Annotated in this window: 25 protein-coding genes; 1 reads left to right on the forward strand and 24 read right to left on the reverse strand. The window is 50.5% G+C overall.

The features are described from left to right. Window positions 1–70: 70 nt before the first annotated feature. The 4 genes from topA to sucC all read right to left on the reverse strand — a co-directional run bounded on the left by topA (window position 71) and on the right by sucC (window position 5,647). A complete protein-coding gene (topA, locus tag GON22_RS00495) occupies window positions 71–2,179 on the reverse strand; it encodes a type I DNA topoisomerase (RefSeq protein ID WP_160394172.1) in 2,109 nt (702 codons plus the stop codon). Between the two features lie 18 nt (window positions 2,180–2,197). Then, complete coding sequence (gene dprA, locus GON22_RS00500; RefSeq protein ID WP_160394173.1) at window positions 2,198–3,310, reverse strand: DNA-processing protein DprA; 1,113 nt, start codon at window positions 3,308–3,310, stop codon at window positions 2,198–2,200. A gap of 192 nt (window positions 3,311–3,502) precedes the next feature. Next, a complete protein-coding gene (gene sucD, locus GON22_RS00505; protein WP_160394174.1) occupies window positions 3,503–4,435 on the reverse strand; it encodes a succinate--CoA ligase subunit alpha in 933 nt (310 codons plus the stop codon). A 51-nt stretch (window positions 4,436–4,486) separates the two neighbouring features. Further along, window positions 4,487–5,647, reverse strand: a complete 1,161-nt coding sequence (gene sucC, locus GON22_RS00510) for an ADP-forming succinate--CoA ligase subunit beta (RefSeq protein WP_006036571.1) — start codon at window positions 5,645–5,647, stop codon at window positions 4,487–4,489. Window positions 5,648–6,000: 353 nt separating this feature from the next. Between sucC and GON22_RS00515 the strand changes: the two genes are divergently transcribed. Next, window positions 6,001–7,569, forward strand: a complete 1,569-nt coding sequence (locus tag GON22_RS00515) for a YifB family Mg chelatase-like AAA ATPase (protein WP_160394175.1) — start codon at window positions 6,001–6,003, stop codon at window positions 7,567–7,569. A gap of 94 nt (window positions 7,570–7,663) precedes the next feature. Here GON22_RS00515 and GON22_RS00520 read toward each other — a convergent pair whose 3' ends face one another. From GON22_RS00520 to fabD, 20 genes are all read right to left on the reverse strand, one after another. Continuing rightward, on the reverse strand, window positions 7,664–8,029 hold the full coding sequence (locus tag GON22_RS00520; protein WP_160394176.1) for a YraN family protein: 366 nt from the start codon (window positions 8,027–8,029) through the stop codon (window positions 7,664–7,666). Window position 8,030: 1 nt separating this feature from the next. Beyond that, the gene (locus tag GON22_RS00525; RefSeq protein WP_160394177.1) at window positions 8,031–8,345 is read right to left on the reverse strand and encodes an EscU/YscU/HrcU family type III secretion system export apparatus switch protein; all 315 of its coding nucleotides are present in this window, start codon (window positions 8,343–8,345) and stop codon (window positions 8,031–8,033) included. Next, window positions 8,342–10,441, reverse strand: a complete 2,100-nt coding sequence (locus GON22_RS00530; RefSeq protein WP_160394178.1) for a hypothetical protein — start codon at window positions 10,439–10,441, stop codon at window positions 8,342–8,344. Before GON22_RS00530 ends, GON22_RS00525 begins: the two co-directional genes overlap by 4 nt. 188 nt (window positions 10,442–10,629) lie before the next feature. Then, a complete protein-coding gene (locus tag GON22_RS00535) occupies window positions 10,630–11,247 on the reverse strand; it encodes a ribonuclease HII (protein ID WP_160394179.1) in 618 nt (205 codons plus the stop codon). 22 nt (window positions 11,248–11,269) lie between these two features. Beyond that, window positions 11,270–12,142 carry a ribosome biogenesis GTPase YlqF gene (ylqF, locus tag GON22_RS00540; RefSeq protein WP_160394180.1) on the reverse strand — a complete coding sequence of 291 codons (873 nt, stop codon included), beginning with the start codon at window positions 12,140–12,142 and terminating at the stop codon, window positions 11,270–11,272. A gap of 70 nt (window positions 12,143–12,212) precedes the next feature. After that, a complete protein-coding gene (lepB, locus tag GON22_RS00545) occupies window positions 12,213–12,902 on the reverse strand; it encodes a signal peptidase I (RefSeq protein WP_160394181.1) in 690 nt (229 codons plus the stop codon). A 122-nt stretch (window positions 12,903–13,024) separates the two neighbouring features. Next, a complete protein-coding gene (rplS, locus tag GON22_RS00550; protein WP_160394182.1) occupies window positions 13,025–13,366 on the reverse strand; it encodes a 50S ribosomal protein L19 in 342 nt (113 codons plus the stop codon). 146 nt (window positions 13,367–13,512) lie between these two features. Continuing rightward, window positions 13,513–14,286, reverse strand: coding sequence for a tRNA (guanosine(37)-N1)-methyltransferase TrmD (gene trmD / locus GON22_RS00555; RefSeq protein ID WP_160394183.1), 774 nt, complete (start codon window positions 14,284–14,286; stop codon window positions 13,513–13,515). A 5-nt stretch (window positions 14,287–14,291) separates the two neighbouring features. Next, the gene (gene rimM / locus GON22_RS00560; RefSeq protein WP_160394184.1) at window positions 14,292–14,822 is read right to left on the reverse strand and encodes a ribosome maturation factor RimM; all 531 of its coding nucleotides are present in this window, start codon (window positions 14,820–14,822) and stop codon (window positions 14,292–14,294) included. Between the two features lie 122 nt (window positions 14,823–14,944). Beyond that, entirely contained in the window at window positions 14,945–15,178 is a 234-nt protein-coding gene (locus GON22_RS00565) for a KH domain-containing protein (protein WP_160394185.1), read from the reverse strand. A 24-nt stretch (window positions 15,179–15,202) separates the two neighbouring features. Next, a complete protein-coding gene (gene rpsP, locus GON22_RS00570) occupies window positions 15,203–15,475 on the reverse strand; it encodes a 30S ribosomal protein S16 (RefSeq protein WP_006036559.1) in 273 nt (90 codons plus the stop codon). 61 nt (window positions 15,476–15,536) lie between these two features. Next, complete coding sequence (ffh, locus tag GON22_RS00575) at window positions 15,537–16,925, reverse strand: signal recognition particle protein (protein WP_160394186.1); 1,389 nt, start codon at window positions 16,923–16,925, stop codon at window positions 15,537–15,539. A gap of 19 nt (window positions 16,926–16,944) precedes the next feature. Further along, window positions 16,945–17,322, reverse strand: a complete 378-nt coding sequence (gene ylxM / locus GON22_RS00580) for a YlxM family DNA-binding protein (protein WP_160394187.1) — start codon at window positions 17,320–17,322, stop codon at window positions 16,945–16,947. A 144-nt stretch (window positions 17,323–17,466) separates the two neighbouring features. Beyond that, on the reverse strand, window positions 17,467–18,462 hold the full coding sequence (gene ftsY / locus GON22_RS00585) for a signal recognition particle-docking protein FtsY (RefSeq protein WP_160394188.1): 996 nt from the start codon (window positions 18,460–18,462) through the stop codon (window positions 17,467–17,469). 47 nt (window positions 18,463–18,509) lie between these two features. Beyond that, on the reverse strand, window positions 18,510–22,100 hold the full coding sequence (smc, locus tag GON22_RS00590) for a chromosome segregation protein SMC (protein WP_160394189.1): 3,591 nt from the start codon (window positions 22,098–22,100) through the stop codon (window positions 18,510–18,512). Window positions 22,101–22,320: 220 nt separating this feature from the next. Beyond that, a complete protein-coding gene (gene rnc / locus GON22_RS00595) occupies window positions 22,321–23,019 on the reverse strand; it encodes a ribonuclease III (protein WP_160394190.1) in 699 nt (232 codons plus the stop codon). Beyond that, on the reverse strand, window positions 23,009–24,247 hold the full coding sequence (gene fabF, locus GON22_RS00600) for a beta-ketoacyl-ACP synthase II (RefSeq protein ID WP_160394191.1): 1,239 nt from the start codon (window positions 24,245–24,247) through the stop codon (window positions 23,009–23,011). Before fabF ends, rnc begins: the two co-directional genes overlap by 11 nt. Window positions 24,248–24,447: 200 nt before the next feature. Continuing rightward, window positions 24,448–24,681 carry an acyl carrier protein gene (acpP, locus tag GON22_RS00605; RefSeq protein WP_006036552.1) on the reverse strand — a complete coding sequence of 78 codons (234 nt, stop codon included), beginning with the start codon at window positions 24,679–24,681 and terminating at the stop codon, window positions 24,448–24,450. Between the two features lie 94 nt (window positions 24,682–24,775). After that, entirely contained in the window at window positions 24,776–25,525 is a 750-nt protein-coding gene (gene fabG, locus GON22_RS00610; RefSeq protein WP_160394192.1) for a 3-oxoacyl-[acyl-carrier-protein] reductase, read from the reverse strand. 48 nt (window positions 25,526–25,573) lie between these two features. Further along, a complete protein-coding gene (gene fabD, locus GON22_RS00615; protein ID WP_160394193.1) occupies window positions 25,574–26,509 on the reverse strand; it encodes an ACP S-malonyltransferase in 936 nt (311 codons plus the stop codon). Window positions 26,510–26,567 lie beyond the last annotated feature (58 nt).

Consider the following 26,567-nt stretch of genomic DNA (forward strand, 5'->3'; position numbering starts at 1 on the left):
CTGAATGAAAACGGCTGCCGCCCATAAATGGACGGACAGCGCGTCGTTAATCTAGCAAGCGAACAATCCGCTACGCTTGTTCTTGTTCATGATCATTATCATCTGCAACTTGCTCGTTATGGTCACATTGTGTACATTGCAGCTTCACGCCTGATTTGCTGCGTTTCTCCACAAGCAACCCCCCGCATGAAGGGCATGGCTTGCTTGCAGGCTTATCCCACGAAACAAAATCACATTCCGGATACAAGTTGCAGCCGTAGAATACCCGGCCTTTCTTGCTCCTGCGTTCAATGATGCTGCCTTTCGCACATTTGGGGCATGCGACGCCAATATCCTTAACGATTGGCTTCGTATTGCGGCATTCCGGGAAGCCTGAGCATGCCAGGAACTTGCCGAACCGCCCCATTTTGTATACGAGATGCCGTCCGCACTTCTCACAAATTTCGTCGGAAACTTCATCTTGAAGCTCGATCTCTTTCATCTCTTCTTCTGCAACTTCAAGCCTCTTCTCGAACGATTCATAAAAATCGGCTAGAACTTTTACCCAGTTTTCCTTGCCATCCTCGACATGGTCAAGCTCATCTTCCATCTGGGCGGTGAACTCAGCATCAAGAATTTCCGGGAAAAACTCTTCCATCAGCTGGCTGACGAGATCCCCGAGCTCTGTCGGAATGAACTTCTTCTCTTCAATCGCGACATAGCCGCGCTTTTGGACAGTCTCCAGCGTTGGCGCATACGTACTTGGCCGTCCAATGCCGAGCTCCTCAAGCGTCTTCACCAGCCTTGCTTCTGTGTACCGTGGAGGCGGTTGCGTGAAATGCTGCTTCGGATCAATCGCTTCCGTCACAATTGTATCGCCTACGGCGAGCGCTGGAAGGAATTTGTCATCATCATTTGGCGTACCATCATCGTTGCCTTCCACGTACACCTTCATAAAGCCCGGAAACTTCACTTTCGAACCGACGGCCCGGAAGCCCGTTTCATTCGCTTTAAGGTCTACGGTCATTGTATCGAGTATAGCCGAGGACATCTGGCTTGCCACGAACCGCTCCCAGACTAGCTTGTAGAGCCGAAGCTGGTCACGGCTCAAAAACTCTTTCATCTGGTCCGGCTCACGCAGGACAGATGTTGGGCGAATCGCTTCATGCGCATCTTGCGCATTGCTGTTTTTCTTGACATAAATACGCGGCTCATCTGGGAAATAAGCTGGCCCATATTTATTCGATATAAATTCTTTCGCTTCTTCCTGGGCAACAGGCGAAATGCGTGTCGAGTCTGTACGCATATACGTGATTAAACCAACCGTGCCTTCTTTGCCAAGATCGACGCCCTCATACAGCTGCTGGGCTACCGACATTGTCTTCGAAGCTCGGAAACCGAGTTTACGGGCGGCCTCCTGTTGCAAAGAGCTCGTAATAAAAGGCGGCGCAGGGTTGCGCAATCGTTCTTTCTCGCGCACATCGCTCACCGTAAACGGCGCGCCGTTCATCTCCGCTAATATTGCTTGTACGTCGGCTTCACTGCTAAGTTCCCGCTTTTCGCCTGAGATGGAATGGAATTTGGCATCAAAAGCAGACGCACCCTTCATTAGCCGCGCTGTAATCGTCCAATATTCCTCCGGCACAAACGCATCAATCTCATTCTCGCGGTCAATAATCAGCTTCACTGTAACGGATTGAACGCGGCCAGCAGAGAGCCCCTTCTTCACTTTCTTCCACAACAATGGACTGATCTTATAGCCTACGAGCCGATCAAGAATACGGCGCGCTTGCTGCGCATTGACCAGATCCATATTGATTGGCCTTGGCGTCTTGAATGCGTCTTTCACAGCTTGCTTCGTGATCTCATTAAATACCACTCGGCAGCTATTCGCCTCATCCAGCTCCAGATAATGGGCAAGATGCCACGCAATAGCTTCACCCTCACGATCGGGGTCGGCTGCGAGATAAACGTTTTTCACTTTTTTGCTAGCATCCTTTAGTTCTTTAAGAATGCTGCCTTTTCCTCGGATCGTTATGTACTTCGGATTAAAGTCGTTTTCAACTTCAACGCCGATTTGACTTTTGGGCAAATCGCGAATGTGACCCATGGACGCTTTTACGATAAATTTACTGCCCAAATATTTGCCGATCGTTTTCGCCTTGGCAGGCGACTCGACAATAACGAGCGAATCCGCCATTAAGCGTCCTCCTCTCCCCTAGATAACGGTATATGTAGAGCCGTGCTGTTGTTGAACCTTACGATTTATACATAAATTTATCAGAACAGCGTGCAAATGTCCAAGAGGCATTCCCGTAAGCTCATGCAACTCATCGGTTGAGCAAGGATGATCGAGCAGTAATTCATACACGCTCCGCTCATCTTCACTGAGTAGCTCTAGTTCATTGGACGCAGATGAATGGCTGTTCTGATCATTGGATTCCATGTCCATATAAGGCAAATGCTTAAACCAATCCTCGGTTGATCGAATAATTCGTGCCTTGCCATCTGCAATCAGCTGGTTCGTTCCACTGCTCTTGGGCGAAGTCACTGGGCCAGGCAGTGCAAACAGCTCCCGATCGAATGAAAACGCCTGCTCTGCAGTTATGAGCGAACCACTCCGTTCCGCCGCCTCAATAACGACCGTTCCCGCTGATAATCCCGCAATAATTCGATTCCGCAGCGGAAATAATCCGGGGTGGAATGCTGTGCCAATCGGCGCTTCTGATAAGAGCAGGCCTTGTTTCGCAATCCGGCGGAACAAGGAAGCATGCTGAGGCGGATAAATCCGGTCGATCGGCGTGCCAAGCACAGCAATTGTGCTCCCCGTACGGCCAACTGAAGCCTCATGCGCAACGCCATCAATCCCTTTGGCAAGGCCACTAATTACAGTAAGCCCCCGTTCGGCAAATCCCGAAGCTAACAGCTCGGTCATATGCCGCCCATATGCCGTCGGGGTTCGCGTGCCTACAATAGATACCGTATGCCGATGAAGAAGCTCTAGGCTTCCAATTGCATACAACACCCAAGGCGGCTCATGAATATTCCGGAGTGCATCTGGATATTCATCAGACTCCACCGTAATGACTTGCGCGTTTCGCTGCTCATATTTCTTTATGATAGAATCATACCCGATTTGGCACTCTGAGAAACGTATTGCTGCTTGATTCGCTTGCTCGGGCCTAAATCCTGCCGTAAGCCACGGCTCTGGCGAATCTAGCATCGTGCGCTGCCACAGCTGCGCATCAACCGCTTTCTTGATCGTCCTCCATCCGATGCCTGGGATATCATGAAGCAAGACGAGCATTTTACTTTTATTATAATGTGACATTTTATCCATCCTCCGATGCGGAGGCTTGCATCCTTTTCCTATTTTGCTCTAGCTAGAACGAGATTGCAAGCCAACCGCTTGATTTAAATGCAAAAAAGCAGCCAATCGTACCCAATTGAGGGACGAAAGGCTGCTTGCCTCTCCGAACAGACTCACCATCCGCAGATGTGATGAATCCATTAACAGATCCTATTATTTGCGCGTGATGCATTTTTCCAACAAGCCTTGCTCTTCGAGCACGGAAACGAGCGTGGAGCCCATTTCGGATGGTGTTGGAGATACTTTTACGCCACAAGCTTCCAGCGTAGCAATTTTTTCTGCAGCAGTACCTTTACCGCCCGAAATAATTGCGCCAGCATGGCCCATGCGTTTGCCTTCCGGTGCAGTTGCGCCACCGATAAAGCCGACTACTGGTTTTTTCATGTTTGCTTTAATCCATTCTGCTGCTTCTTCCTCAGCCGTACCGCCGATTTCACCAATCATGATAACCGCATACGTTTCTGGATCTTCATTAAACATGTTCAGTACATCGATGAACTCCGTGCCTTTAACAGGGTCTCCACCGATACCAACTGCCGACGATTGGCCAATGCCACGGGTCGTCAATTGATGTACAGCCTCATAAGTGAGCGTTCCGCTACGGGAAACGACGCCTACATGGCCTTTCGTATGGATATATCCTGGCATGATGCCGATTTTGCACTCATCCGGCGTAATCAAGCCTGGACAGTTAGGACCGATCAAACGGGTTTTCTTGCCTTCCAGGTAACGTTGAACTTTCACCATGTCAAGCACCGGGATGCCTTCTGTGATGCAGATAACGATATCCAGTTCAGCGTCTACTGCTTCAAGAATCGCGTCAGCTGCGAATGCTGGCGGAACGTAGATAACGGATGCAGTCGCGCCTGTTGCCGCAACAGCTTCTGTTACTGTATTGAATACTGGAAGCGAAGCCGTGCTGCCGTTTTCGAGTGCAATCTCAACCGTCGTACCGCCTTTGCCCGGCGACGTGCCGCCGACCATTTGCGTACCGTAATCGAGCGCGCCCTTCGCATGGAACAGGGCTGTTTTGCCCGTAATCCCCTGCGTGATGACTTTCGTATCTTTATTGATCAAAATGCTCATCGAAATTTCACATCCCCTGAGAAAAAATTCGGATTTAGCCGGTTGCTTGTCCTATTTCACGAGCGCAACGATTTTTTGTGCGCCGTCGGCCATGGAATCAGCCGCAACGATGTTCAGGCCGGATTCGTTCAACATTTTCTTGCCAAGCTCTACGTTCGTGCCTTCCAGGCGTACAACGAGTGGACGGTCGAGACCGAGCTCTTTTGCAGCAGCAATTACGCCTTCAGCGATAACGTCGCAACGCATAATGCCGCCGAAAATGTTAACGAAAATGCCTTTTACTTTCTCGTCGGACAGGATGATCTTGAATGCTTCCGTAACTTTCTCCTTGGTAGCACCGCCACCTACGTCGAGGAAGTTGGCAGGGTCTCCGCCATAATATTTGATAATGTCCATCGTCGCCATAGCAAGGCCTGCGCCGTTAACCATGCACCCGATGTTGCCATCAAGCGCAATGTAGCTAAGGTCGAATTTGGACGCTTGGATTTCTTTCTCATCTTCTTCATCCAAGTCGCGAAGCGCCAAAATATCAGCATGGCGATACAATGCATTGGAATCGAAGTTCAGCTTCGCGTCAAGAGCCATAACATTGCCGTCGCCCGTAACTACGAGTGGATTGATCTCCGCGATGGAGCAATCTTTGTCAACGAACGCCGTGTACAGCGCGATCATGAAGCCTGCTGCTTTGTTAACAAGCTCTTTAGGGATATTGATGTTGAATGCAAGGCGTTTCGCTTGGAAAGCCTGCAAGCCGATTGCCGGGTCAACGATCTCTTTGAAAATTTTCTCCGGCGAGTGTGCAGCAACTTCTTCGATCTCCGTGCCGCCCTCTTCGGACGCCATCAAGACAACGCGGCCAGTGCCACGGTCAACAACGACGCCAACATAATATTCTTTCTTAATGTCGCAGCCTTGCTCGATGAGCAGGCGCTTCACTTCTTTGCCTTCTGGACCTGTTTGATGCGTGATCAGCGTTTTGCCGAGAATTTCACTCGCGTAAGCTTTCACTTCATCCAGATTTTTCGCGACTTTAACGCCGCCCGCTTTACCGCGGCCACCTGCGTGGATTTGTGCTTTTACAACGACAACAGAAGTGCCAAGCTCTTTTGCAGCCTCGACAGCCTCGTCAACGGTGAAAGCAACTTTGCCTTCAGGCACGAGAACTCCGTATTGCTTCAGGACTTCTTTGCCTTGGTACTCATGGATATTCATTAACGAAATCCTCCAATCCGCAAACTGTATCAAGCAATGGAATGTAAACAAACAAGCTTATTGTATCACTAAATGTACAACCTTACCTCACTTTTGCAAAATTTAAAAACTGCTCTTTTGATATGAAATTCATCTAGTTTTGATATGATAAGCGCTAGAAACCAATGCTAATTCCCAATTCATTCATTTCAAAAAAGAGGATTAAACGCCAAATAAATCACCTGTTTCACTTGTTTTCTGCCTCTTTATTGACAGCTGCGTTTCCCATCGATATGATAGGTCTAAGAGATCAATTTTGATACGGAACAGTAAGGAAGCACCTTCGTCCGATTATGACGGAGGTGTATTTTGTTATGTATGCCAGCCTTTTGGGATCAAGTGTCAATGGCATAGATGGACTGACTATTGCTGTGGAAGCTGATATTGCAAGCGGCTTGCCCCAAGTCAATCTTGTAGGGTTGCCCGATAGCGCCGTGCGTGAGTCTTCTGAACGTGTACGCGCAGCGATTCGAAACTGCGGTTTTCAATTTCCAATGAGCCGCATAACGATTAATCTCGCGCCCGCCGATCTGCGGAAAGAAGGGTCAGCGTTTGATCTTTCGATCGCCGCTGCCATTCTCGTTGCTAGCGAGCAGCTCCCCGCCGCATCTTTTCAACACACGCTGCTTATTGGAGAACTTTCGCTTAATGGCGAAATCCGCGCTGTACCAGGCGTATTGCCAATGGTGGAGCAAGCCGCGAAGAATGAGGCGGCTCGCGTCATTCTTCCTTTAGGCAACGCCGCAGAGGCAGCCCTGCTTAATGGCATAGAAGTGTATGCCCTTACGCATCTTAATGAGCTTGCCGCATGGAAAGAAGGCGACAGCTGGCAATCTTATCGGTACAAGCCCGAGATTCATCAAGCCCCCAATAGCTACGCTTCAAAATATAATTCATCTGATATCGACAGGGATCAAATACTTGATTATGGCGATGTGCTCGGGCTCCACGGTGCCAAACGTGCGCTTCTTATTGCTGCTGCTGGCAGCCATAACTTGCTATTAAGCGGTCCCCCTGGCACAGGCAAGACGATGCTTGCACGGCGCCTTCCGTCCATCCTTCCCCCGCTGACCGATGAAGAAGCGCTGGAAGTGACCAAAATTTACAGCGTTGCAGGCAAGTTAGGCCCAAGCCCCACCTCTCTCATCCGTACACGCCCGTTTCGATCCCCTCATCACACGATATCCGCTGGTGGGTTAATTGGCGGAGGATCTATACCACGACCTGGCGAAGTCACACTCGCCCATCGTGGCGTTCTCTTCCTAGATGAGCTGCCAGAATTCTCGAGGCCTGCACTGGAGGTGCTTCGCCAGCCACTTGAGGATCGTGCCGTTACGATAGCCCGTACTAAAGCAGTATTCCGATTCCCTGCCCGATTCATGCTCGCTGCATCAATGAACCCATGTCCGTGCGGCTATTGGGGCAATGGCCCTGGCGATCGGCAATGTACCTGTACAGATGCGGCTGTAGCCCGATACCGGAGCAAAATATCCGGTCCCCTGTTAGATCGTATCGACTTGTTGCTCGAAGTGCCACGCCCCAAATCTTTTAACACAGCACGCTCTGGAATGACAAGTTCCGAGATGAACAGTCTTGTTATGGCAGCCGCCGAGCGCCAGCATCATCGTGCAAAGAAAGCCGGGGTTCATTGGAATGCCGAATTAACTGGCGCTGCCCTTCATCGTACCGTGCAATTATCTGCACCGTCTGCAAAGTTGCTTCGGCATTCATTTGATAAGCTGGGGATCAGCTTCCGCGCCCATGATCGCATCCTACGGCTTGCCCGAACGATTGCTGATGTTTCAGATAGTGAGGCAGTCCATGAAGAGCATATGTCTGAAGCCATTCAATATCGGCGTTCTGGAGAACGATTAGGCGAATAGCTTTCTTTCATCTCCAACATTATTATAGAAACAAAAAGAACCGCGATGGACGAAACCATCGTGCGGTTCTTTTTGCTTTTACCTTCACAGATAATTAGAAAGCATCCCGAATATGTGTCAGATCAATTAAGTTTCTATCTGCACCTAACAGCACTGTGATCACATCGAAACGAACAGTCCGTCCACTTTGTTTCTGCGTTTGTAAATATACTTCTGTCACTAAGCGTATCTTTTGGCATTTGCGAAAATCGACTGATTCTGCCGCAGAACCAAATGCAGCCGATGACCTTGAACGTCTTGTCCGCACCTCAATGACAACCATTGTTCCATCCTGCTCTGCAATAATGTCTACCTCACCAGCGCGGCAACGCCAGTTTCGTTCACGAATCAAGTATCCCGCTTCGCTCAAATACTTCTCCGCTGCCTCTTCTCCGATTTTGCCCGTTTCAATCCGGCTCAACTTATTCCCCCCACGCGCCCGCCCGTTTATCGGAACGGTAAACAAAGCTCAGTATTTCGGCTACGAGCGCGTACAGCTCTTGTGGAATTTCTTGATCGATATCGAGCTTCGATAACACTTCAACCAACGAGGAATCCTCTTGGATCGGAACGCCATTTTCTGTAGCTTTCGCTACGATCGCTTCTGCCAGATGCCCTTTGCCTTTCGCAATGACGACCGGCGCTGAACGTTCTCCCGGCTCATACTTTAAAGCTACAGCTTTACGTGCGAGTTTTGATGGCTCCCCATTCTTAGCAGGTTCATGAAATGGGCTCATATCCGGAAATCGACTCCTTTATATGGCTTAGCTCCATAAGAAGGAGCGGTCGGAGGCAGCATTGCATCTCCCCCGGAGGTTCCATCGGCATTGCTCCCGCTTGTTTTCGTTATTGACTCGTCAGGCATTGCCGTTACTTTAAACGTCAACAGCTGGTATCCTGCCTGCTGAAGCGCTGAAGCCACTGCATTGCGTTCCCCTAAAGCAATCGCCTGCATCAACGGATGGTCGTTCCACACGTTTAGATTCACGATCTTATCGACAACGTGCACATCAACGATCGTATTGCCGATTGATTTTAAGTTTAAGTCAAACAGCAATCGGCAATTGGATGCGTCCAATTCATTTTTCGGCCCTCGTTTGGTTTGTACATGAACGGATGCAGTCTGCCCCCCTTCCTGATTAAGGAGCGGAATAAATAACGTAAGATGCGTTAACATTGACCCATTGCGTTCCGGGGATAGCAGCAATTGCTGTCCGGTAATTTGTTGAATGAGCTGCTGCGCAGTTTCTTTTAATGGCGCGGGTGCATCATCCATTGATGCCAGCGACATTAGCGCGCTTTTCAACGTTTCCGACGAAATTCCATCACCCGATTGGGGAAGGCTTGGCAGTGCTGTTTGAATCGGAGCCCTTAGTCCTTCCGCCCCCCCTGCTTGCCGTACGAGGGTGTTCTGCCCCTTCGCTAATTGCCCAGCAGCGTTGATATCGCCATCTGTTTGAGCTTCACTTGATGCTTGCGCCCCCGCAGTTAAAGCAGCCTCTGATGGCCTAGCCCCGGTTATATGGCTTGCAACGCCATTAATCGCATTCCGGATCAATTGTACTGGTTGGCCTTGCCCATCAATGTCACCTTGCATCTCGTTCGGGTTATTTAAATTTGTAGCCGATCCTATAGATGACGGCTTATTTCCATTCTGGGTTGAACCCTCAGCCGTGTCACTGGCAAGTGTGCGTGTGGTCTCCTGAAGCAGCTCATGCTCATGGTTAACGCCAAGCACCTGTAACATCTTGCCCAGCCATCCTCCTGATTCAGCCGAGGCAGGACGTCCAGGCAGCGCCGCGTTAGATGACTGTTCACTATTTCCCTGAGCAATCGTACCCGCTGCCTCGGTCCAACCTTTCGCACTCGCATTCAATTCTGTTCCCGAATTGCCGCCTGCAGCCAACGATGCTGCTGTTGTCTTGCCATCGGCAGTAACCGTGGCTTGTCTGCCAGTAATGTTTGCATCTGATGCGGTTGCCTGTTTTGCATTCGTTACGGCAGGCGCCTTCGAGCTATTCCCATCAAATGTATCGTTGCCCTCTCCGCCTTCGCCCACACCCTGTTGCTGCAACGATGCGGCTTGTGTAAGCAATTCCTTCACACGCGCTGCTAAAGCCGCTACCGTAGGTGCAGATGGCGCTCCCGCAGCAGCACCGCCATTTTTAATTGAACCGTCTGGCAACGCCGGCTTATTTGCACTTTGTTCTCCCAATTCAGGGCCAGCCATTCCATCTCCATCTGCACCGGACACTTGGGCTAACTGCTGGCTAATCGTATCCATGAGGACATGCAGTGGCTTCCCAAACATCACCTGTCGCATCGCGGCTACGGTCTGTTCCGTCAATGGCAACCCCCGCTTAAGCGAAGCTGCTGCAGCTTGCATCCATTCTGCTGGGTCGACACCCTTAGGAACCGCTTGAAAGATTTGCTTTAGCGCTTGTGCAACCTCTCTCGTCATCGGGATGCCATCTCGCTTCATATCGCGAACGAGCTCCATCGCCCATTTCGAATCCGGCAAGCCGGCTGCTTTCATTAGCTGCCGCGCCGTATCGTCTGACACTTGTTGTTCAGCGGAGTCTACCGGCTTCAATACGATCATTCCTGAAGTCGATTCAGGCTGAACTCTCAAGGTCGCTGTTTGCCCTGGAGAAAGCGGGGTTTCAAGCTTGGCACGGACTTGAACACCGTTTATTTGCACCACAGCCTCTTGATCGCCCTGTGTTTGCAAAACAACGCCTCGCACCACTTGCCCTGGTTTTAGCTCAAGCTTTCGGCTCTCGCCGTTCTGCACGTCGCCGAGCAGGCTTCTCATCATCTGGCTTATATTCAAAGTTAATTCCCCTTTTGTCGATCACTCCGTTATATCCTTTATATCGGCACCAATCGGATGAAGCTAAACCATTCTTTTATGAAAAACTGTCGAATTGCTCACAAAGTAAAAAAACCGCTCCGCACGGCCTCAATACAAAGCGGCTGCACGTAAGAACGGTTTTACAAATCTTGTTTAGGAACAAAAGATTAGAATAGGGCCTGTTGCTCCATTTGAGCCAAAATGTTTCCGAGAAATGACCTTCGATGCAACGGCGTTGGCCCTAATTCGAGCAACTTCTCCCGATGAAGCTTTGTCGCATATCCTTTATGTATGGCGATTCCATAGCCTGGGTACATGCTTTCCCATTCTGCCTTGCATAATCGATCGCGCGTCACCTTAGCTAGAATGGATGCGGCTGCAATCGACTGGCTAGTCGCATCCCCTTTAATAATGGCTTGCTGCGGAAGCTGAAGATCAATTGTCTCTGCATCAACCAGCAAATGATCCGGATCAGCACCGAGTGTTTGTACCGCTTGCTTCATCGCTAATCGCGAAGCTTGCTTAATATTGATGCGATCAATTTCGGCAGAATCAATTCGTGCAACAGACCAATAAAGCGCATGCTCAATAATGACGTCGTACAACTCGTTACGCTTTTTCTCAGACAGCTTCTTGGAATCATTAATCCCTTCAAGCACTAGTCCAGGCGGCAAAATAACGGCAGCTGCTACGACATCACCAAACAGGCAGCCCCGCCCTACCTCGTCGATCCCCACGACATTCTGGCAGCCTTGCTCCCAAAGCGCCTTTTCGTATTCCAGCATTCCCCATTCTCCCATGCCACACTTAATAGGTTGAAGCAGATTCCAACGTCAACCGCCCCAGCTTGCCTGCACGCATCTCACGCAAAATGATGCCCGACGATTTTTCCAAATCAACGTTTCCGCCGCTAATAAGACACCCGCGTTTACGGCCAATCGCTTCCATTATTCGAACAATCTCGCTGGAATCCTCTACATCTGTAGGACGCTCCACGTCAATTCCGAAGCGGTCCACGAGCGTATCCCAGTAACGGCTAATTAGCTCTCGCGTTGCGAAGAACGCAATATCCTCAATGTTGAGAATTTGCTCACGAATCGCGCCTGTCATCGCTAGCCGATATCCCACGATTGGATCCTCGAATTTGGGCCACAAAATACCCGGGGTATCCAGCAGTTCCATCTCCGTACCAACCTTAATCCACTGTTGCCCCTTCGTTACGCCTGGGCGGTCGCCCGTAATTGCAATATTGCGGCCCGCAAGGCGATTGATCAGCGTCGACTTCCCAACATTCGGAATGCCAACGATGAGCGCACGAACCGCACGCGGATTAATTCCTTTGGACAATTGCTTCGCAATTTTTTCATGGAGAAGTTTTTTTGCCAATCCTGGAATTTCACCGACACGCGTACCCGTTGATGCATCAACAGCAATACATTCATGCCCTTCATATTTGAACCGCTCAATCCACGCCTCGGTCTCTCTTGGATCGGCAAGATCACTTTTGCCAAGGACAATCATGCGAGGCTTGTTCAGCAGAATCTCATCAACCATCGGATTGCGGCTTGAAAGTGGGATTCGTGCATCTAAGAGCTCAACTGCGATATCAATCAACTTCAGTTTATCTTGAATCTGCCTCCGGGCTCTTGTCATATGTCCGGGGAACCACTGGATAGTCATTCAATCACCTCATTGCTAACATGCCTCGTCAACGTCTACCGTAGCAGACATTCACGAGGCATGTCGTTGCTTATTTATGTCCAATTATTCTAACCTTGTTAAGCGGCCAGAATATGACGTCACTGCGTCCAATCACATTATCCATGTCAACGAAACCAATCATCCGGCTGTCCTTGCTGTTCGAGCGATTATCGCCAAGCACGAAGATATGGCCTTCAGGCACGACAGACTCTGTAAACTGCTCATTCGGATAGTTAGGAGTCGTAGGTGTGTTGTTATAGAGCGTACCGTTCGTATGCGCCTGAGCGATCGCCTCTTTCAGGTACGTCTCATCAACCTTCTTATCGTTCACATACAAGTCGTCGCCTTCGTATCGGATCTTATCGCCTGGCACGCCAATTACGCGCTTAATAAAATTGCGGTTCTCTTCCGGAACAAAAAATACAACAACTTCACCATGCTTTGGCTCCCGGAATTTATAAAGCACTTTATTGACGATTACGCGCTCGCCTGTTTCGAAATTAGGCTGCATCGAAGGCCCGTCCACGATAAATGGCATAAATAACAGCCAGCGAATGATCAAAACGAGGATAACGGCGATCCCGATCGCTTTTACCCATTCCGTAATTTCTTTCGATGCGCCGCCGCCACGTTTCGTCGGCTTATGGTCCGCAGGCGATTCATTCATTGCATGCTTGTCCACATCGGAATCTGTAGCATGATTCACATTATCTTGGTCGTTCGTACGATTATGCTCCATATCTCCACCCGCTTCTCATCATACTGTCGTTGCCCCGACAGAGGGACCCATGCTTAGACGAACGATCGTTATTGGAATGCGAAAAGGGGCTTGTCTGTGGCAAGCCCCTCTCAACCATCCGATTAACGGATTTCTTTAATTCTCGCTGCTTTACCGCGCAGTTCGCGCAGGTAGTAGAGCTTCGCACGACGAACTTTACCACGGCGAGCCACGTCGATTTTATCAATCTTAGGCGAGTTAACCGGGAACGTTCTTTCCACGCCAACGCCGTAAGAAATTTTACGAACCGTGAACGTTTCGCTAATGCCGCCACCGCGACGCTTGATGACAACGCCTTCGAAGAGCTGAATACGCTCACGCGTGCCCTCGATGACTTTTACGTACACCTTCAGCGTGTCGCCTGGACGGAAGTTAGGAAGATCTTTGCGCAGTTGTTCTTGCGTAATCGCTTGTACAATATTCATCTTGTAATCACTCCTTCCCCAACAGACGTTCTTATGAGCTCACTGATCACTCATTCGATCAGGTCATGGCTAATAGCGGACCGTCCGACTTTCACACAACATCTTGAATTTTATCATACGATGGGCCAAAACACAATGCCGAACGATTATTTTTCTCCCTCAGAATCTGGCACACCTGAACTACTAGTTTCTCGTTCTAATAACGCTTTCAGCCAAACCCTTTCTTTCGGCGTCAATTCAGCACGTTCCAATAGTTCAGGACGGCGACGAAGTGTTCGCAAAAGCGATTGCTCACGCCTCCACGCATCGATTCTCGCATGATTGCCAGAAACCAGCACCTCCGGCACTTCCCAGTCCCGGAAGACAGCTGGTCTCGTATAATGTGGGTATTCAAGCAATCCAGTGCTGAACGAATCAGTAACCGCTGATGTTTCGTTGCCTAGCACGCCTGGCAGCAGGCGAACGATGCTATCGATTGCCACCATCGCAGGAAGCTCCCCGCCTGTTAGCACGTAATCTCCAATTGACAATTCATCGGTGACGAGATGCTCGCGAATCCGTTCATCATAACCCTCATAATGGCCGCACACGAAGATCAAGTGCTTCACCTGGGACAGTTCCTCCGCTTTGCGCTGCGTAAACGTCTCGCCTTGCGGGCATAACAAAATGACACGAGGGCGAGGCCCTTCCTGGGGCACCAAATGCTCGACAGCTGCGAACATCGGCTCCGGCTTGAGCACCATGCCCCCGCCGCCCCCATAAGGATAATCATCAACGGTACTGTGCTTATTGGTCGAGAACTGCCTAAAGTTGGTCGCCTGAAGCGATACAATGCCCTTATCCCGTGCTTTTCCTAGAATGCTAGCGCCGAACACGCCGTCGAACATTTCCGGGAATAACGTTAATACATCGATCCGCATAATCGTTAAATCAATCCTTCGATCAAATGAACGGTAATTTTCTTATTATCAACATCAACGGCTACAAGCACATCGTCAATGACTGGTATCAATATTTCTTTTGGCCGGCCATTAGCGCCTTTGCCCTTCACGACCCATACATCATTCGCCCCTGGCGACAAAATCTCAGCTACAGTGCCAAGCTCTTCGCCTTCATCGGTAATAACAGTACAGCCGATAATTTCATGGTAATAATATTCGTCCTCATCTAGATCAACTAGATCATGCTCCGAAACTTTAAGAATCCACCCTTTATATTTCTCTACATCGTTGATATTGTCGTAGCCTTTGAGCTTCAAAACATACACATTTTTTTGCGAACGTGAGCTTGCCACTTCTACTTCCAAACGTCCACTTTTGCCTTCCTCGAACAAGGTCAGCTTGCTGCCCGGAGCAAAACGCACATCTGGAAAATCTGTCTGTGGCCACACTTTCACTTCGCCACGAATGCCATGCGTATTCACAAGTTTGCCCACGGTAAACCATTTGTCAGCCATTTTCATTCCGCCTTTCCTGCCGCCTAACGCCATGCGTTAAATCAATCCGATCATTAGCCCTTATTATTATGTATCGAAAAAGGGTTAGGACATTCATCCTAACCCTCCAAGTCGTACGCTATTCAAGAATCGATGTCGATGGATACTCTTCGACCTGTTTTAACCGCAGCGGACGAAACGACAATTCGCAGCGCCTTCGCTATGCGGCCTTGCTTGCCGATGACTTTACCGACATCGGAAGGATGAACAGACAAGCTGAATACAAGATTCCCTCGCCCGTCTTCCTTCTCACTGACGCGCACGTCATTCGGATGATCCACTAAAGCCTTTGCTATGACAAGAACTAATTCTTTCATCTAAAGGCCCTCCGCTATCAACAGTTATTTCTGTTGCTTAAGCTCATGGAACTTCTTGAGGACGCCTGCTTTGGAAAGCAGGTTGCGAACCGTATCAGAAGCTTGTGCACCGGTTTGCAGCCATTTCAGCGCTTTCTCTTCATCGATGTTCACTTGCGCCGGTTGAGCAACCGGATTGTACGTGCCGATTTCTTCGATGAAGCGGCCGTCACGCGGGGAACGGGAATCGGATACGACTACGCGATAGAAAGGAGCTTTGTGAGCACCCATACGTTTCAGACGAATACGAACTGCCATTATTCATTCACCTCCTTACAAGAATCAACTTCATGGATTGCAATCGGTCTAGCCGCAATGCTTAGCCAAATGGCGGGAACTTCATGCCTTTTCCTTTGCCGCCCATTAGGTTCTTCAAGCCTTTCAGGCCGCCTTTTGGCCCTTTAGGACCCATCATGCCTGAGAATTGCTTCATCATCTTGCGCATTTCATCGAACTGCTTAATGAGACGGTTAACGTCAGCAATCTGTGTCCCGCTGCCTGCTGCTATCCGTCTACGGCGGCTATAGTTCAGCAGGTCTGGGTTACGCTTCTCGTCCGTCGTCATAGAGCGCACAATCGCTTCGACGCGGTTGATCTGTTTGTCATCAACCTTCATATCTTTCATGCCCTTAACCTTGTTCATGCCCGGAAGCATATCAAGAAGCTGGTCTAATGGGCCTAGCTTACGAACTTGCTCCATCTGCTCGAGAAAATCTTCGAAGGTGAATTCTGCATTGCGCATCTTCCGTTCCATCTCAGCAGCTTTATCTGCGTCGATACTCGATTGCGCCTTCTCTATAAGGGAGAGCATATCGCCCATTCCGAGAATCCGCGATGCCATCCGTTCAGGATGGAAAGGCTCCAACGGTTCGATTTTCTCGCCAGTTGCAACGAATTTGATCGGGCATCCCGTAACCGCTTTGACAGAAAGTGCTGCACCACCGCGTGTATCGCCGTCCAGCTTAGTGAGAACAACGCCTGTCAGCTCAAGCTGCTCATGGAAACTCTTCGCGACATTGACCGCTTCTTGTCCAGTCATCGCATCGACGACCAGCAACACTTCGTCCGGCTCGACGACGGTGTGAATTTGTTTGATCTCATCCATGAGCGCTTCATCGATCTGCAAGCGACCTGCAGTATCGACGATTACGTAATCAAAGCTGTTTGCTTTGGCATGCTGTAAGCCTTGGCGAGCAATCTCAACTGGCGATACGTCGTTGCCGAGCGTAAACACCTGTGCATTAATTTGCTCTCCTAGCACTTGCAGCTGCTTGATTGCTGCTGGTCGATAAATATCGCCTGCGATCAGCAAAGGCTTGTGATTGTTTTTGATGAGCATTTTGGCAAGTTTCGCAGTCGTCGTCGTTTTGCCGGCACCTTGAAGGCCTGCCATCAAAATAACAGTTGGCGGCTTGCCAGCCTTAGCAATCTTCGTAGCCGTGCCACCCATAAGCTCAATCAGCTCTTTGTGTACAATATCGACTACGACCATGCCTGGCGTGAAGCTCTTCTGAACTTCAATGCCAACTGCCTGCTCCTTCACCTTGGCGACAAAGTCTTTGACGACCTTGAAGTTTACGTCCGCTTCCAGCAAGGCTAACCGGACTTCACGCATCGCTTCATTTACATCGTCCTCGGACAGCTTGCCCTTGCCACGCAATTTGCCGAACACATTCTGCAGCCTGCTCGTCAAACCTTCAAACGCCATGATGACTCACCCGCTTTCACTATTTAATCCTTGTCTGTTCCGCCTGGCGAAGCGATTCCGCAATGCCAAGCAACTCCGATTTATGGCGGCTATCATCTGGCAATGCTTTTACACAAGCCTCTAGCCCATCCATCGCGCGCCGCAATGTCTCATGTCGGGTTAGAAGCCCAAGCTTGGCTTCGTACCCTTCCAATACCGTCTGCGCACGCTTTATATGTTCATATACCGCTTGGCGGCTAATGCCGAAGTCAGCCGCAATCTCGCCAAGCGAAAAATCTTCAATAAAGTATTGCATAAGAAACGTCCGTTGTTTATCCGTCAGTAACGGCTCGTAAAAATCAAACAGCAGGTTAATGCGGTTCGTTTTATCGAGCGCATCCGGTCCACCGCTAGTCACGGGCACGTCCCCTTCCGTCAAGTACAACGCCTTGACACTGTATCAACTTCCCTTATGGTACAGGATGCTTGTGCCGGTGTCAAGCTTTTGTCCTTGTCAGGCAAAAAATCTGTTCACGAACCTTGCCTATTCTGGGAAGGCAAGCTAGGCTTGTTCTTCCTCATCCTTCTTCTGGATCAGCCCAGCGAATAAAGCATGGACGAATTGATCCGAATCGAATTGCTGCAGGTCGTCCATTTTTTCGCCAAGCCCTACGAGTTTGACCGGAAGGTTCAGCTCATTGCGAATGGCAATAATAATGCCGCCTTTTGCCGTACCGTCAAGCTTCGTGAGCACAAGGCCTGTAACACCGCTCTTCTCGCCAAACAGCTTCGCTTGGCTAAGCGCATTTTGCCCCGTCGTCGCATCCAACACAAGAAGAACCTCATGCGGTGCGGTCGGCACTTCACGCTGGATAACACGGAAAATTTTGTTCAGCTCATCCATCAGGTTTGTTTTATTTTGCAGCCGTCCTGCCGTATCGCATAGGAGCACGTCAACGCCACGTTGTTTGGCCGCTTGCACAGCATCATACATAACCGCTGCTGGGTCCGCGCCTGCGCTTTGTTTGATAACGTCTACGCCAACGCGCTGTCCCCATACTTCCAACTGCTCAATCGCCCCTGCACGGAACGTATCGCCAGCCGCAAGAAGTACGCTCTTTCCTTCTGATTTGAACTTGTGTGCCAGCTTGCCGATCGTCGTCGTTTTGCCTACACCGTTGACGCCAACGAACAAAATGACCGTCATCCCGCTCTCTGCCATGCGAAGCTCAGGATCATCAACGCCCTTAAGAATCTCAACGAGCTTCTCCGAAAGCACAGGCTGGAGATCAGATGCGTCTTCGATCTTTCTCGCTTTCACTTCTGCACGCAAATCGTCGATCAGCTGCATGACCGTGTTCACGCCAACGTCCGCCCCGATCAGAATTTCTTCCAATTCCTCAAAGAATGCCTCATCAATTTTTTTGCGGCGCGTGATGAGCTCTTCTACCTTTTCAACGATCGCCGTGCGGGTCTTCGCGAGACCGTCTTTAAATATGTTCGTTACTGCCTCCGTCTTGGAAGCAATCGTTTCTTTTAATCGTTTAAAAAAGCTCATATCATGCCGTCCCTTTCCACATTCCGAGTCTATTCTTTTTCTATTTCCTAAGCCGATGCGACCTCTTCATCTGCGAACTCCTCGTCCTCTAGCCGCACGGAAACGAGCTTGGAAACGCCGCCCTCTTCCATCGTTACGCCATAAAGCACATCCGCTTCTTCCATCGTGCCCTTGCGATGAGTAACGACGATAAACTGCGTCAAGTGCGAGAACTCACGCAAATATTGGGCAAAACGAGCCACGTTCGCTTCATCCAACGCCGCCTCAACCTCGTCAAGCACGCAGAATGGCACAGGCTTAACCTGCAAAATCGCAAACAATAACGCAATCGCTGTAAGTGCACGCTCACCGCCAGACAATAGCTGCAAGTTTTGAAGCTTCTTGCCCGGTGGCTGTGCCACAATATCAATGCCCGTATCGAGAATACGGTCTGGCTCCGCCAAAATCAAGTCTGCCCGGCCTCCGCCGAACAGCTTCGCAAATACGACAACAAAATGCGTACGTATCGCCTCGAACGTCATGCGGAAACGTTTAGACATCTCATCGTCCATCTCACGGATGACTTGGTAAAGGGTCGTCTTCGCATCAATGAGGTCATTGCGCTGCGTATCCAAAAACTCGTACCGTTCCTTCACCCGTTGATACTCTTCGATCGCGCCGAGATTCACATCGCCTAAGGCTGAAATTTGGCGCTTCAGGTCGCGAACCGCTTGCTGGGCTGCTGGGACATCCTCAGGGACAGGATATCGCTCTTTGGCAAGCTCGTAGCTCAGCTCGTACTCCTCGCTCAGCTTGCGAAGAAGGTTGTCCAGCTCCACATCCAGCCGATTCACGGCGATTTCCGTTTGCCGCATCTTATCTTCGGTCTCTCGGAGCATGTTCCGCTGTTCCTTCGTCTCGCTTTCGCCATCTTCGAGCCCTCTGACCATCTGGGCGCGCTCAGCACGCATGAAGTCTGTCCGTTCCGCACAGCCATCTTTTTTGAGCTTCAAATCATTCAACTGCTCAATTTGCCCTACGGTTTCCTCCGTGTGGCGTTCCTCATCTTCCTTCAACTGGGCTTGGATGCCCCGCATCGCCGACAACTCTTGCTTCGCACGATTAATATCGACTCGAATTCTCGCAGCCTGGTCTTCCAGCGAGAATTTCTCTTGCTCGGTTTTCGCCGCCAAAATTTTCAAATCCGTCAGCTGGCCTTGAAGCTCCTCGCGTGCTGATTCCGACGCTTTGCGCCGAACTTCAGCCTCTTGGATGAGTTGCTGAAGCTCCGCCTCACGAGCAGTCAATTCCACCAACCGCGCTCGCGCAGCTTCCGCTGCTGCGGTCAAATCCTGCTGTTCGGTCAGTTGCCCGCTGCGGTCCATGCTATGAACCTCTAACTGCTCTTGAAGCAGTGCCAACTGCTTGTCGATTTGTTGAAGCTCGGATTTCAAGTGCTGCTCTTCAATTCGGAAGCGCTCGCCTTGTGCACGCAATTCTTCAATATCTTGGCCACGAATCGACTGTTCCTTGCGAAGGTCGGACAGCTGCAGCCGCAGTTTATCGACTTGCCGCTCCGATTCTTTGATCTCCTCATCCATCTGCTCAATTTGCCGTTGGCGCCCGAGCAAGCTAGCGCCTTTCTTCTGCAAGCTGCCGCCTGTCATTGAGCCGCCAGCATTGACGATATCGCCCTCAAGCGTTACAACACGGAACCGATATTGGCATTTGGAGGCGATACGATTGGCTTGCTCTAGCGTCTCTGCAATGAGTACATTGCCGAGCAAATTCGCGACGATCGCTTCATATTTGCTATCACATGACACGAGATCTGCTGCTACCCCAACAAAACCTTCAACAGAAGAGAATTGCCGGCGGTCAGCCTCTGAGACATGCCGTCCACGAATGACGTCAAGCGGCAAGAATGTCGCTCTGCCCAGTTGGCGCTGCTTAAGGAATGCAATCGCTGCGCGTGCTGTCGCTTCATTTTCCATGACAACATGCTGTAGCGCACCGCTCAATGCTGTCTCAACCGCCATCTCGATCCGTTCAGGAACACGCATCAGCTCCGCAACCGCTCCATGTACACCGCTTAAGCCACCTTGCGGCTTGCGGGCTGCCTTTAGCACCTCTCGAACGCCGTGCATAAAGCCATCGAGCGCATCCTGCATTTCTTTCATCGTATCCCGGCGCGCTACGAGCGCATCTAGACGTTGCTCCCATTTGCGAACGGTCTGTTGCGTCTCTTCAAGCAGCTTGCCCGAGGACTGGGAACGCTGGCTCTCTTCCATGTAACGGGACTTCGCTTTGTTTAGTGACTCCAGCGTAAATTCCAGCCGCTCAGATAACTCCTCGCGTTTGGCGCTTAGTTCTGCTTGCTGTTGTGACCATTTGGCCTCTTCGTCACCTAACCGGTCCATTTTGCGCTTAACAGATTCTTGCTGCTGCTCACAATAACGAATTTCATTGCGTGCTTGAGACATAGCACTCAAAACATCGAGCAGCTCCGTCTTCAGCGTCTCTTCCGCCTCTTGGCCAGTCCCGCCAACCGCGCCAATAAGCTGTTCCTCCTCTTGGACAAGCTGCTCGCGAAGACGAGCCGTCTGCTCTTCCAAAACAGCCACTTTGGCACGGTAGTCAGCTTCTTCCTTCATTAACGCAACAATGCGCTCGTCCAAAGAAGCGGCTGATTCTTCCATCTGCCGTTTATTCTGCTCTTGGTTACGCTTCCGTTCCTTCAAAACTTCGCCATAACCCTCGCATTTCTCATATTCCTCGCTCAGTTGGAGCATCAATTCATGCAATTGGTCTAGCTCTGCCTCAATCTCGCGAAGGCGATGGCGATCCTTCTCTAGCAACGCATCATGCTTGCTTACAACAGACGCATAAGTTAAGCGTTCTTTCTCTAGCTCAGCAAGCTTAGCCGTCGCTTCATTCCATGACGTATGTACCGTCTCGATCTGGTGAACATACATAGAAATCTCTTGCGTCTGCAATTGTTCGCGCAACGATTTATAACGAATCGCTTTCTCCGATTGCGCACGCAGTGGCTCAACCTGATCTTCAAGCTCAGAGACTAAGTCATGAATACGAAGCAAGTTTTGCTCCGTCTCATCTAGCTTGCGCTGCGCCTCCCGCTTACGCGATTTGAACTTCACAATGCCAGATGCCTCTTCAAATATGCCCCGGCGGTCTTCGGAACGCGTACTTAAAATTTCTTCGATCCTGCCCTGGCCGATAATCGAGTAAGCTTCCTTCCCGATCCCGGTATCCATGAACAACTCCGTAATATCTTTCAGCCGGCATGGCTGCTTGTTGATCATATACTCACTATCGCCGCTGCGATGAACACGCCTTGTAACCGTAACTTCATCATATTCAAGAGGAAGAGCATTATCGCCATTATCTAACGTTAATGAAACCTCTCCGAAGTTAACCGCTTTTCGGGCATCACTGCCGGCGAAAATGATATCTTCCATTTTGCCGCCGCGCAAGCTTTTAGCGCTTTGTTCGCCTAGCACCCATCGGATGCCATCCGAAATATTGCTCTTGCCGCTGCCATTTGGTCCTACGACGGCTGTAATGCCGCGTACGAACTCCATTTCTGTTTTGTCGGCAAACGACTTAAATCCAGCTAATTCAATCCGTTTCAGGAACATGTTCTCCCGTTCACCTCATCGACTATTGTACCATATTGCAGAAGAAAGGTCAGGACTATGCCTATGGTTCACCGCCCATCAAAAAACCGCTCCTCTATATCCACAAGGGCTAGAGAGCGGTATTCTGCAGTTGGCCGCATAGCCGCTGAAAAAGGGATGCCATACACGAAGCGCCGCGGCAGCATAACCTATGCTGCCGCGGCGCCCTAATCATCACTTCTTAGCTTTCCTGCTCAAGCTTCAAGCAAGCTGCTTCAGCTGATCGCTGTTCTGCTTCCTTCTTCGTCCGGCCAACGCCTACGCCATACGGCTGGTCACCGATCCGCACTTCAACGACGAATTCGCGATCATGCGCTGGTCCGCGCTCCTCGGCAATCCGGTATTCCACCGTGCCAAGCGTACCGTGCTGCGCTTTCTCTTGCAGCTTCGACTTGAAGTCTTTCACTAGCAAGGAGCCATTCTCCTCGATCTGAGGAAAAACACGCTCGGTCAAAAACAGCCTTACACGGTCTAGTCCTTGATCCAGATACACAGCCCCTACGAACGCCTCGAACAGGTCGGCAAGCAGCGCAGGACGATGTCGCCCTCCTAGCTGCTCCTCGCCTCGGCCAAGAAGCACACATGCTCCAAGCCCTAGCAGGTCGGCAAAACGTGCAAGCGATGGCTCACAAACGATCGACGCACGCATGCGGGTCAGCTCACCCTCTGGCCGATTCGGATAGGTAAGAAACAAATGTTCAGAAACCAACAGCTGGAGTACAGCATCCCCGAGGAATTCCAATCGCTCATTATCCTCAATCGGCTTGCCCCTATGTTCATTCACATATGATGTGTGTGTAAAGGCCTGCCTCAGCAGCCGCGGTTGCCGAAAACGAATCAGCAGCCGTTGCTGTAGCTGGTCAAGCGCATCATGCCTCATACGCTCTCATCACGATCGACGCATTGTGTCCGCCGAACCCAAACGAGTTGGAGAGGGCTGTCCGAACTGCTGCTTTACGCGGCTTGTTCGGCACATAATCGAGATCGCACTCCGGATCCTGATTATCGAGATTGATCGTCGGTGCAATGATGCCATTTTGGATCGTCAACCCTAGAATGACCGCTTCTACGCCGCCTGCTGCGCCGAGAAGATGCCCGGTCATCGACTTGGTTGAGCTGATCGCAACCTTGTACGCATGATCGCCTAGCGCCTTCTTGACTGCTAACGTTTCAGAACGGTCACCTACCGGCGTAGATGTGCCATGTGCATTAATGTAGTCGATCTCTTCTGCCGCGATGCCTGCATCTTTCAAAGCACGCGTCATACAACGTGCTGCACCGTCCGGATCAGGCTCCGTCATATGATGTGCGTCGCCGCTCATGCCATAGCCGATAACCTCTGCATAAATGTGGGCCCCGCGCTTTAACGCATGCTCAAGCGACTCAAGCACCAATACGCCTGACCCTTCACCCATAACGAAACCATCGCGGTCTACGTCAAACGGGCGGCTGGCTTTCTCTGGCTCATCGTTCCGCACGCTCATCGCGCGCATGGCGCAAAATCCTGCCATCCCCGTAGGCCTGATCGTCGCTTCGGCACCGCCGCATAGCATAACATCGGCATCTCCGCGCTGAATCATTTTGTACGAGTCGCCAATGGAGTGGGTACCAGTAGCACACGCTGTTACGGCTGTGCTATTCGGGCCTTTTGCTCCAGTTGCCATTGACACTTGGCCGGACGCCATATTCGCGATCATCATCGGAATGAAGAATGGGCTAACGCGTTTGGGCCCTTTCTCCAGCAAAATGTTATGTTGATCTTCCCATGTGCCCAAACCGCCAATGCCTGATCCGATCATAACGCCTACGCGCTCAGGATCTGCATTCGTACCAATTTCAAGCTTTGCATCTTCAACAGCTTTCTTCGTAGCCGCTACAGCAAATTGAACAAAACGGTCCATTTTGCGTGCTTCCTTGCGATCTGCGAACAATTCCGGGTTAAAACCTTTGATCTCTGCAGCGATACGAGTCGGATACTCCGATACGTCGAACGCTTCGATAACCGAGACGCCGGATTTGCCTTCCATCAAATTACCCCAAAACTGATCCAGATCGGAGCCGAGCGAGGTCATGACCCCCATGCCTGTGACAACAACTCTCTGTTTCATTCAGTTCACCTCTACGGACAGCAGTATGAATGGCATGCAAGATAGGCAATGCCATCACAAGCTTTATATGTAACGAAAGTTTCAGCCTTCGCTTGCCTTGCCTTGCTTCAATCACGGCTGCTACAGCATGCCGCAAATGCCAACCAAAAAAACGTCAATGATGGAGAGAAGTCCCGTTGCAATAACGGGACTTACGAACCTTACGTATGAGATTGTATGTAATTTACTACTTCTCCCACAGTGGTGATTTTCTCTGCATCTTCATCAGAGATCTCCAAGTCAAACTCGTCTTCTAGCTCCATGACCAACTCGACTACGTCGAGAGAGTCAGCGCCGAGGTCATCCTTGAAGTTCGCTTCGAGCGTAACTTCAGCTTCTTCTGCGCCGAGGCGGTCAACGACGATGCGTTTGACACGATCCAATACTTCGGACATCCGGTTCACCTCCTCCATGGTATTATACGAGAATTGCAGACAAAATACCAGAGTAACCGTTTCATATTGCACGGAATTACACTAGCGAAGCACCTTACATGTACATGCCACCGTCGATATGAATCGTCTGGCCTGTCATATAAGAAGCAGCACCTGATGCTAAGAAGCGAACCGCATTGGCAATATCATTCGGCTGCCCAAGGCGTGCAAGCGGAATTTGGCCAACATGATGCGCCTTAGCCTCATCCGACAGCTTGTCCGTCATATCGGTCTCAATAAACCCTGGCGCAATGCAATTGACAGTAATGCCACGTGATGCCAGCTCGCGAGCTGCAGACTTCGTTAAACCCATCACGCCGGCTTTCGCTGCAACATAATTGGCCTGCCCAGGATTTCCGAGAGAACCAACAACCGAAGAAATATTAATAATGCGGCCTGAGCGCTGCTTCATCATTTGGCGAGTAACAGCTTTAATGCCATTGAACACGCCTTTCAGATTCGTTTCGATCACTTGATCGAACTCCTCTTCCTTCATGCGCATGATTAAATTATCTCTAGTAATGCCTGCGTTATTCACCAAAATATCAAGCTTGCCGAATTGTTCAATCGTGCTTTTGACAATTCCGTCGAACTCATCATACTTTCCTACGTTGCCTTGCACCAGGATTACTTGGCGGCCAAGCGCCTTAATGGCATCGGCCGTCTCCTGTGCAGCAGACTCGCTGCCGGCATAGTTTACAGCAACATCTGCGCCTGCTTCAGCAAGGGCAATTGCAATCGCTCGCCCTAATCCGCGTGACGCGCCTGTAACGAGTGCGGTTTGACCTTCCAAACTTGCGTACATCGTATGCCTCCTATCGTACGTCATTTATATGGCATCAAAGCAGAAGCTTTAGCCAGCTGGCGTAACAGCCGCCTCTAACGATTCAACACTGTTAATGGAAATAACAGTTAAACCACGGTCGACTTTTTTGATCAATCCTGCCAGTACGTTGCCCGAACCAATCTCAACGAATGTAGTAACGCCCAAATCGACCAGTTTACGAACGGTGTCTTCCCACAAAACCGGTGAATACACTTGTTCGACCAGCAGTTCACGAATGGAGCTTGCCGCCGTAACAGGCTCTGCCGTCACGTTAGCGATAACCGGAATCGCTGCATCTTGGAACGAAACGTTGGCTAGCACACCACTCAAACGTTCAGCAGCAGGTTTCATGAGTGAAGAGTGAAACGGTCCGCTAACTTCAAGCGGGATAACCCGCTTAGCGCCAGCTTCTTTGCCTCTTTCTACGACGCCTTGTACACCTGCAGCCGTACCGGAGATTACAATTTGCCCAGGGCAGTTCACATTTGCTAGCTCAACAGCGCCAGCCTCTGCCGAAACTGCCGCACATAGCTGCGCTAATGCCTCACGCTCTGCGCCAAGCACTGCTGCCATCGCGCCAGTGCCGCCAGGAACGGCTTGTTCCATAAATTCACCGCGCGAGCGCACCGTAACTACAGCATCTGCAAACGACATAACGCCCGAAGCGACGAGCGCACTATACTCGCCGAGGCTATGCCCTGCTACGTAATCGGGCGTTAGCCCACGGCCTTTCAGCGCTTCAAGCAATGCCACGCTTACCGTTAGAAGTGCAGGCTGCGTATTGGCTGTCTGCTTGAGCGAATCGTCTGGCCCATTAAAAATAATGCCGCTCAACGAAAAGCCAAGCGCTTCGTCTGCTTGTTCGAAGATTTTGCGCGATCCTTCAAACGTTTGAAAAGCATCATGTCCCATCCCGACTGCTTGCGCGCCTTGACCCGGGAATACGAATGCTGTTTTCGTCATTGCCTTCCTCTGCCCCCTCGTTCTCGCTGCCTCAATTGTTTCGTTACAGAAGCGACTG

Origin of the sequence: Paenibacillus sp. MMS18-CY102, assembly GCF_009789195.1 — a bacterium.
GTDB lineage: Bacteria > Bacillota > Bacilli > Paenibacillales > Paenibacillaceae > Paenibacillus_T.

Coding starts and splice junctions, on each gene's coding strand:
- ylqF (WP_160394180.1), bottom strand. CDS start 12,142: ATGACTATCCAGTGGTTCCCCGGACATATGACAAGAGCCCGGAGGCAG.
- topA (WP_160394172.1), bottom strand. CDS start 2,179: ATGGCGGATTCGCTCGTTATTGTCGAGTCGCCTGCCAAGGCGAAAACG.
- GON22_RS00565 (WP_160394185.1), bottom strand. CDS start 15,178: ATGAAAGAATTAGTTCTTGTCATAGCAAAGGCTTTAGTGGATCATCCG.
- sucD (WP_160394174.1), bottom strand. CDS start 4,435: ATGAGCATTTTGATCAATAAAGATACGAAAGTCATCACGCAGGGGATT.
- fabD (WP_160394193.1), bottom strand. CDS start 26,509: ATGACGAAAACAGCATTCGTATTCCCGGGTCAAGGCGCGCAAGCAGTC.
- GON22_RS00525 (WP_160394177.1), bottom strand. CDS start 8,345: ATGAGCCCATTTCATGAACCTGCTAAGAATGGGGAGCCATCAAAACTC.
- fabF (WP_160394191.1), bottom strand. CDS start 24,247: ATGAAACAGAGAGTTGTTGTCACAGGCATGGGGGTCATGACCTCGCTC.
- GON22_RS00535 (WP_160394179.1), bottom strand. CDS start 11,247: ATGCTGGAATACGAAAAGGCGCTTTGGGAGCAAGGCTGCCAGAATGTC.
- acpP (WP_006036552.1), bottom strand. CDS start 24,681: ATGTCCGAAGTATTGGATCGTGTCAAACGCATCGTCGTTGACCGCCTC.
- ftsY (WP_160394188.1), bottom strand. CDS start 18,462: ATGAGCTTTTTTAAACGATTAAAAGAAACGATTGCTTCCAAGACGGAG.
- rnc (WP_160394190.1), bottom strand. CDS start 23,019: ATGAGGCATGATGCGCTTGACCAGCTACAGCAACGGCTGCTGATTCGT.
- fabG (WP_160394192.1), bottom strand. CDS start 25,525: ATGTACGCAAGTTTGGAAGGTCAAACCGCACTCGTTACAGGCGCGTCA.
- lepB (WP_160394181.1), bottom strand. CDS start 12,902: ATGGAGCATAATCGTACGAACGACCAAGATAATGTGAATCATGCTACA.
- rpsP (WP_006036559.1), bottom strand. CDS start 15,475: ATGGCAGTTCGTATTCGTCTGAAACGTATGGGTGCTCACAAAGCTCCT.
- GON22_RS00515 (WP_160394175.1), top strand. CDS start 6,001: ATGTATGCCAGCCTTTTGGGATCAAGTGTCAATGGCATAGATGGACTG.
- smc (WP_160394189.1), bottom strand. CDS start 22,100: ATGTTCCTGAAACGGATTGAATTAGCTGGATTTAAGTCGTTTGCCGAC.
- rplS (WP_160394182.1), bottom strand. CDS start 13,366: ATGAATATTGTACAAGCGATTACGCAAGAACAACTGCGCAAAGATCTT.
- rimM (WP_160394184.1), bottom strand. CDS start 14,822: ATGGCTGACAAATGGTTTACCGTGGGCAAACTTGTGAATACGCATGGC.
- ffh (WP_160394186.1), bottom strand. CDS start 16,925: ATGGCGTTTGAAGGTTTGACGAGCAGGCTGCAGAATGTGTTCGGCAAA.
- sucC (WP_006036571.1), bottom strand. CDS start 5,647: ATGAATATCCATGAGTACCAAGGCAAAGAAGTCCTGAAGCAATACGGA.
- trmD (WP_160394183.1), bottom strand. CDS start 14,286: ATGCGGATCGATGTATTAACGTTATTCCCGGAAATGTTCGACGGCGTG.
- dprA (WP_160394173.1), bottom strand. CDS start 3,310: ATGTCACATTATAATAAAAGTAAAATGCTCGTCTTGCTTCATGATATC.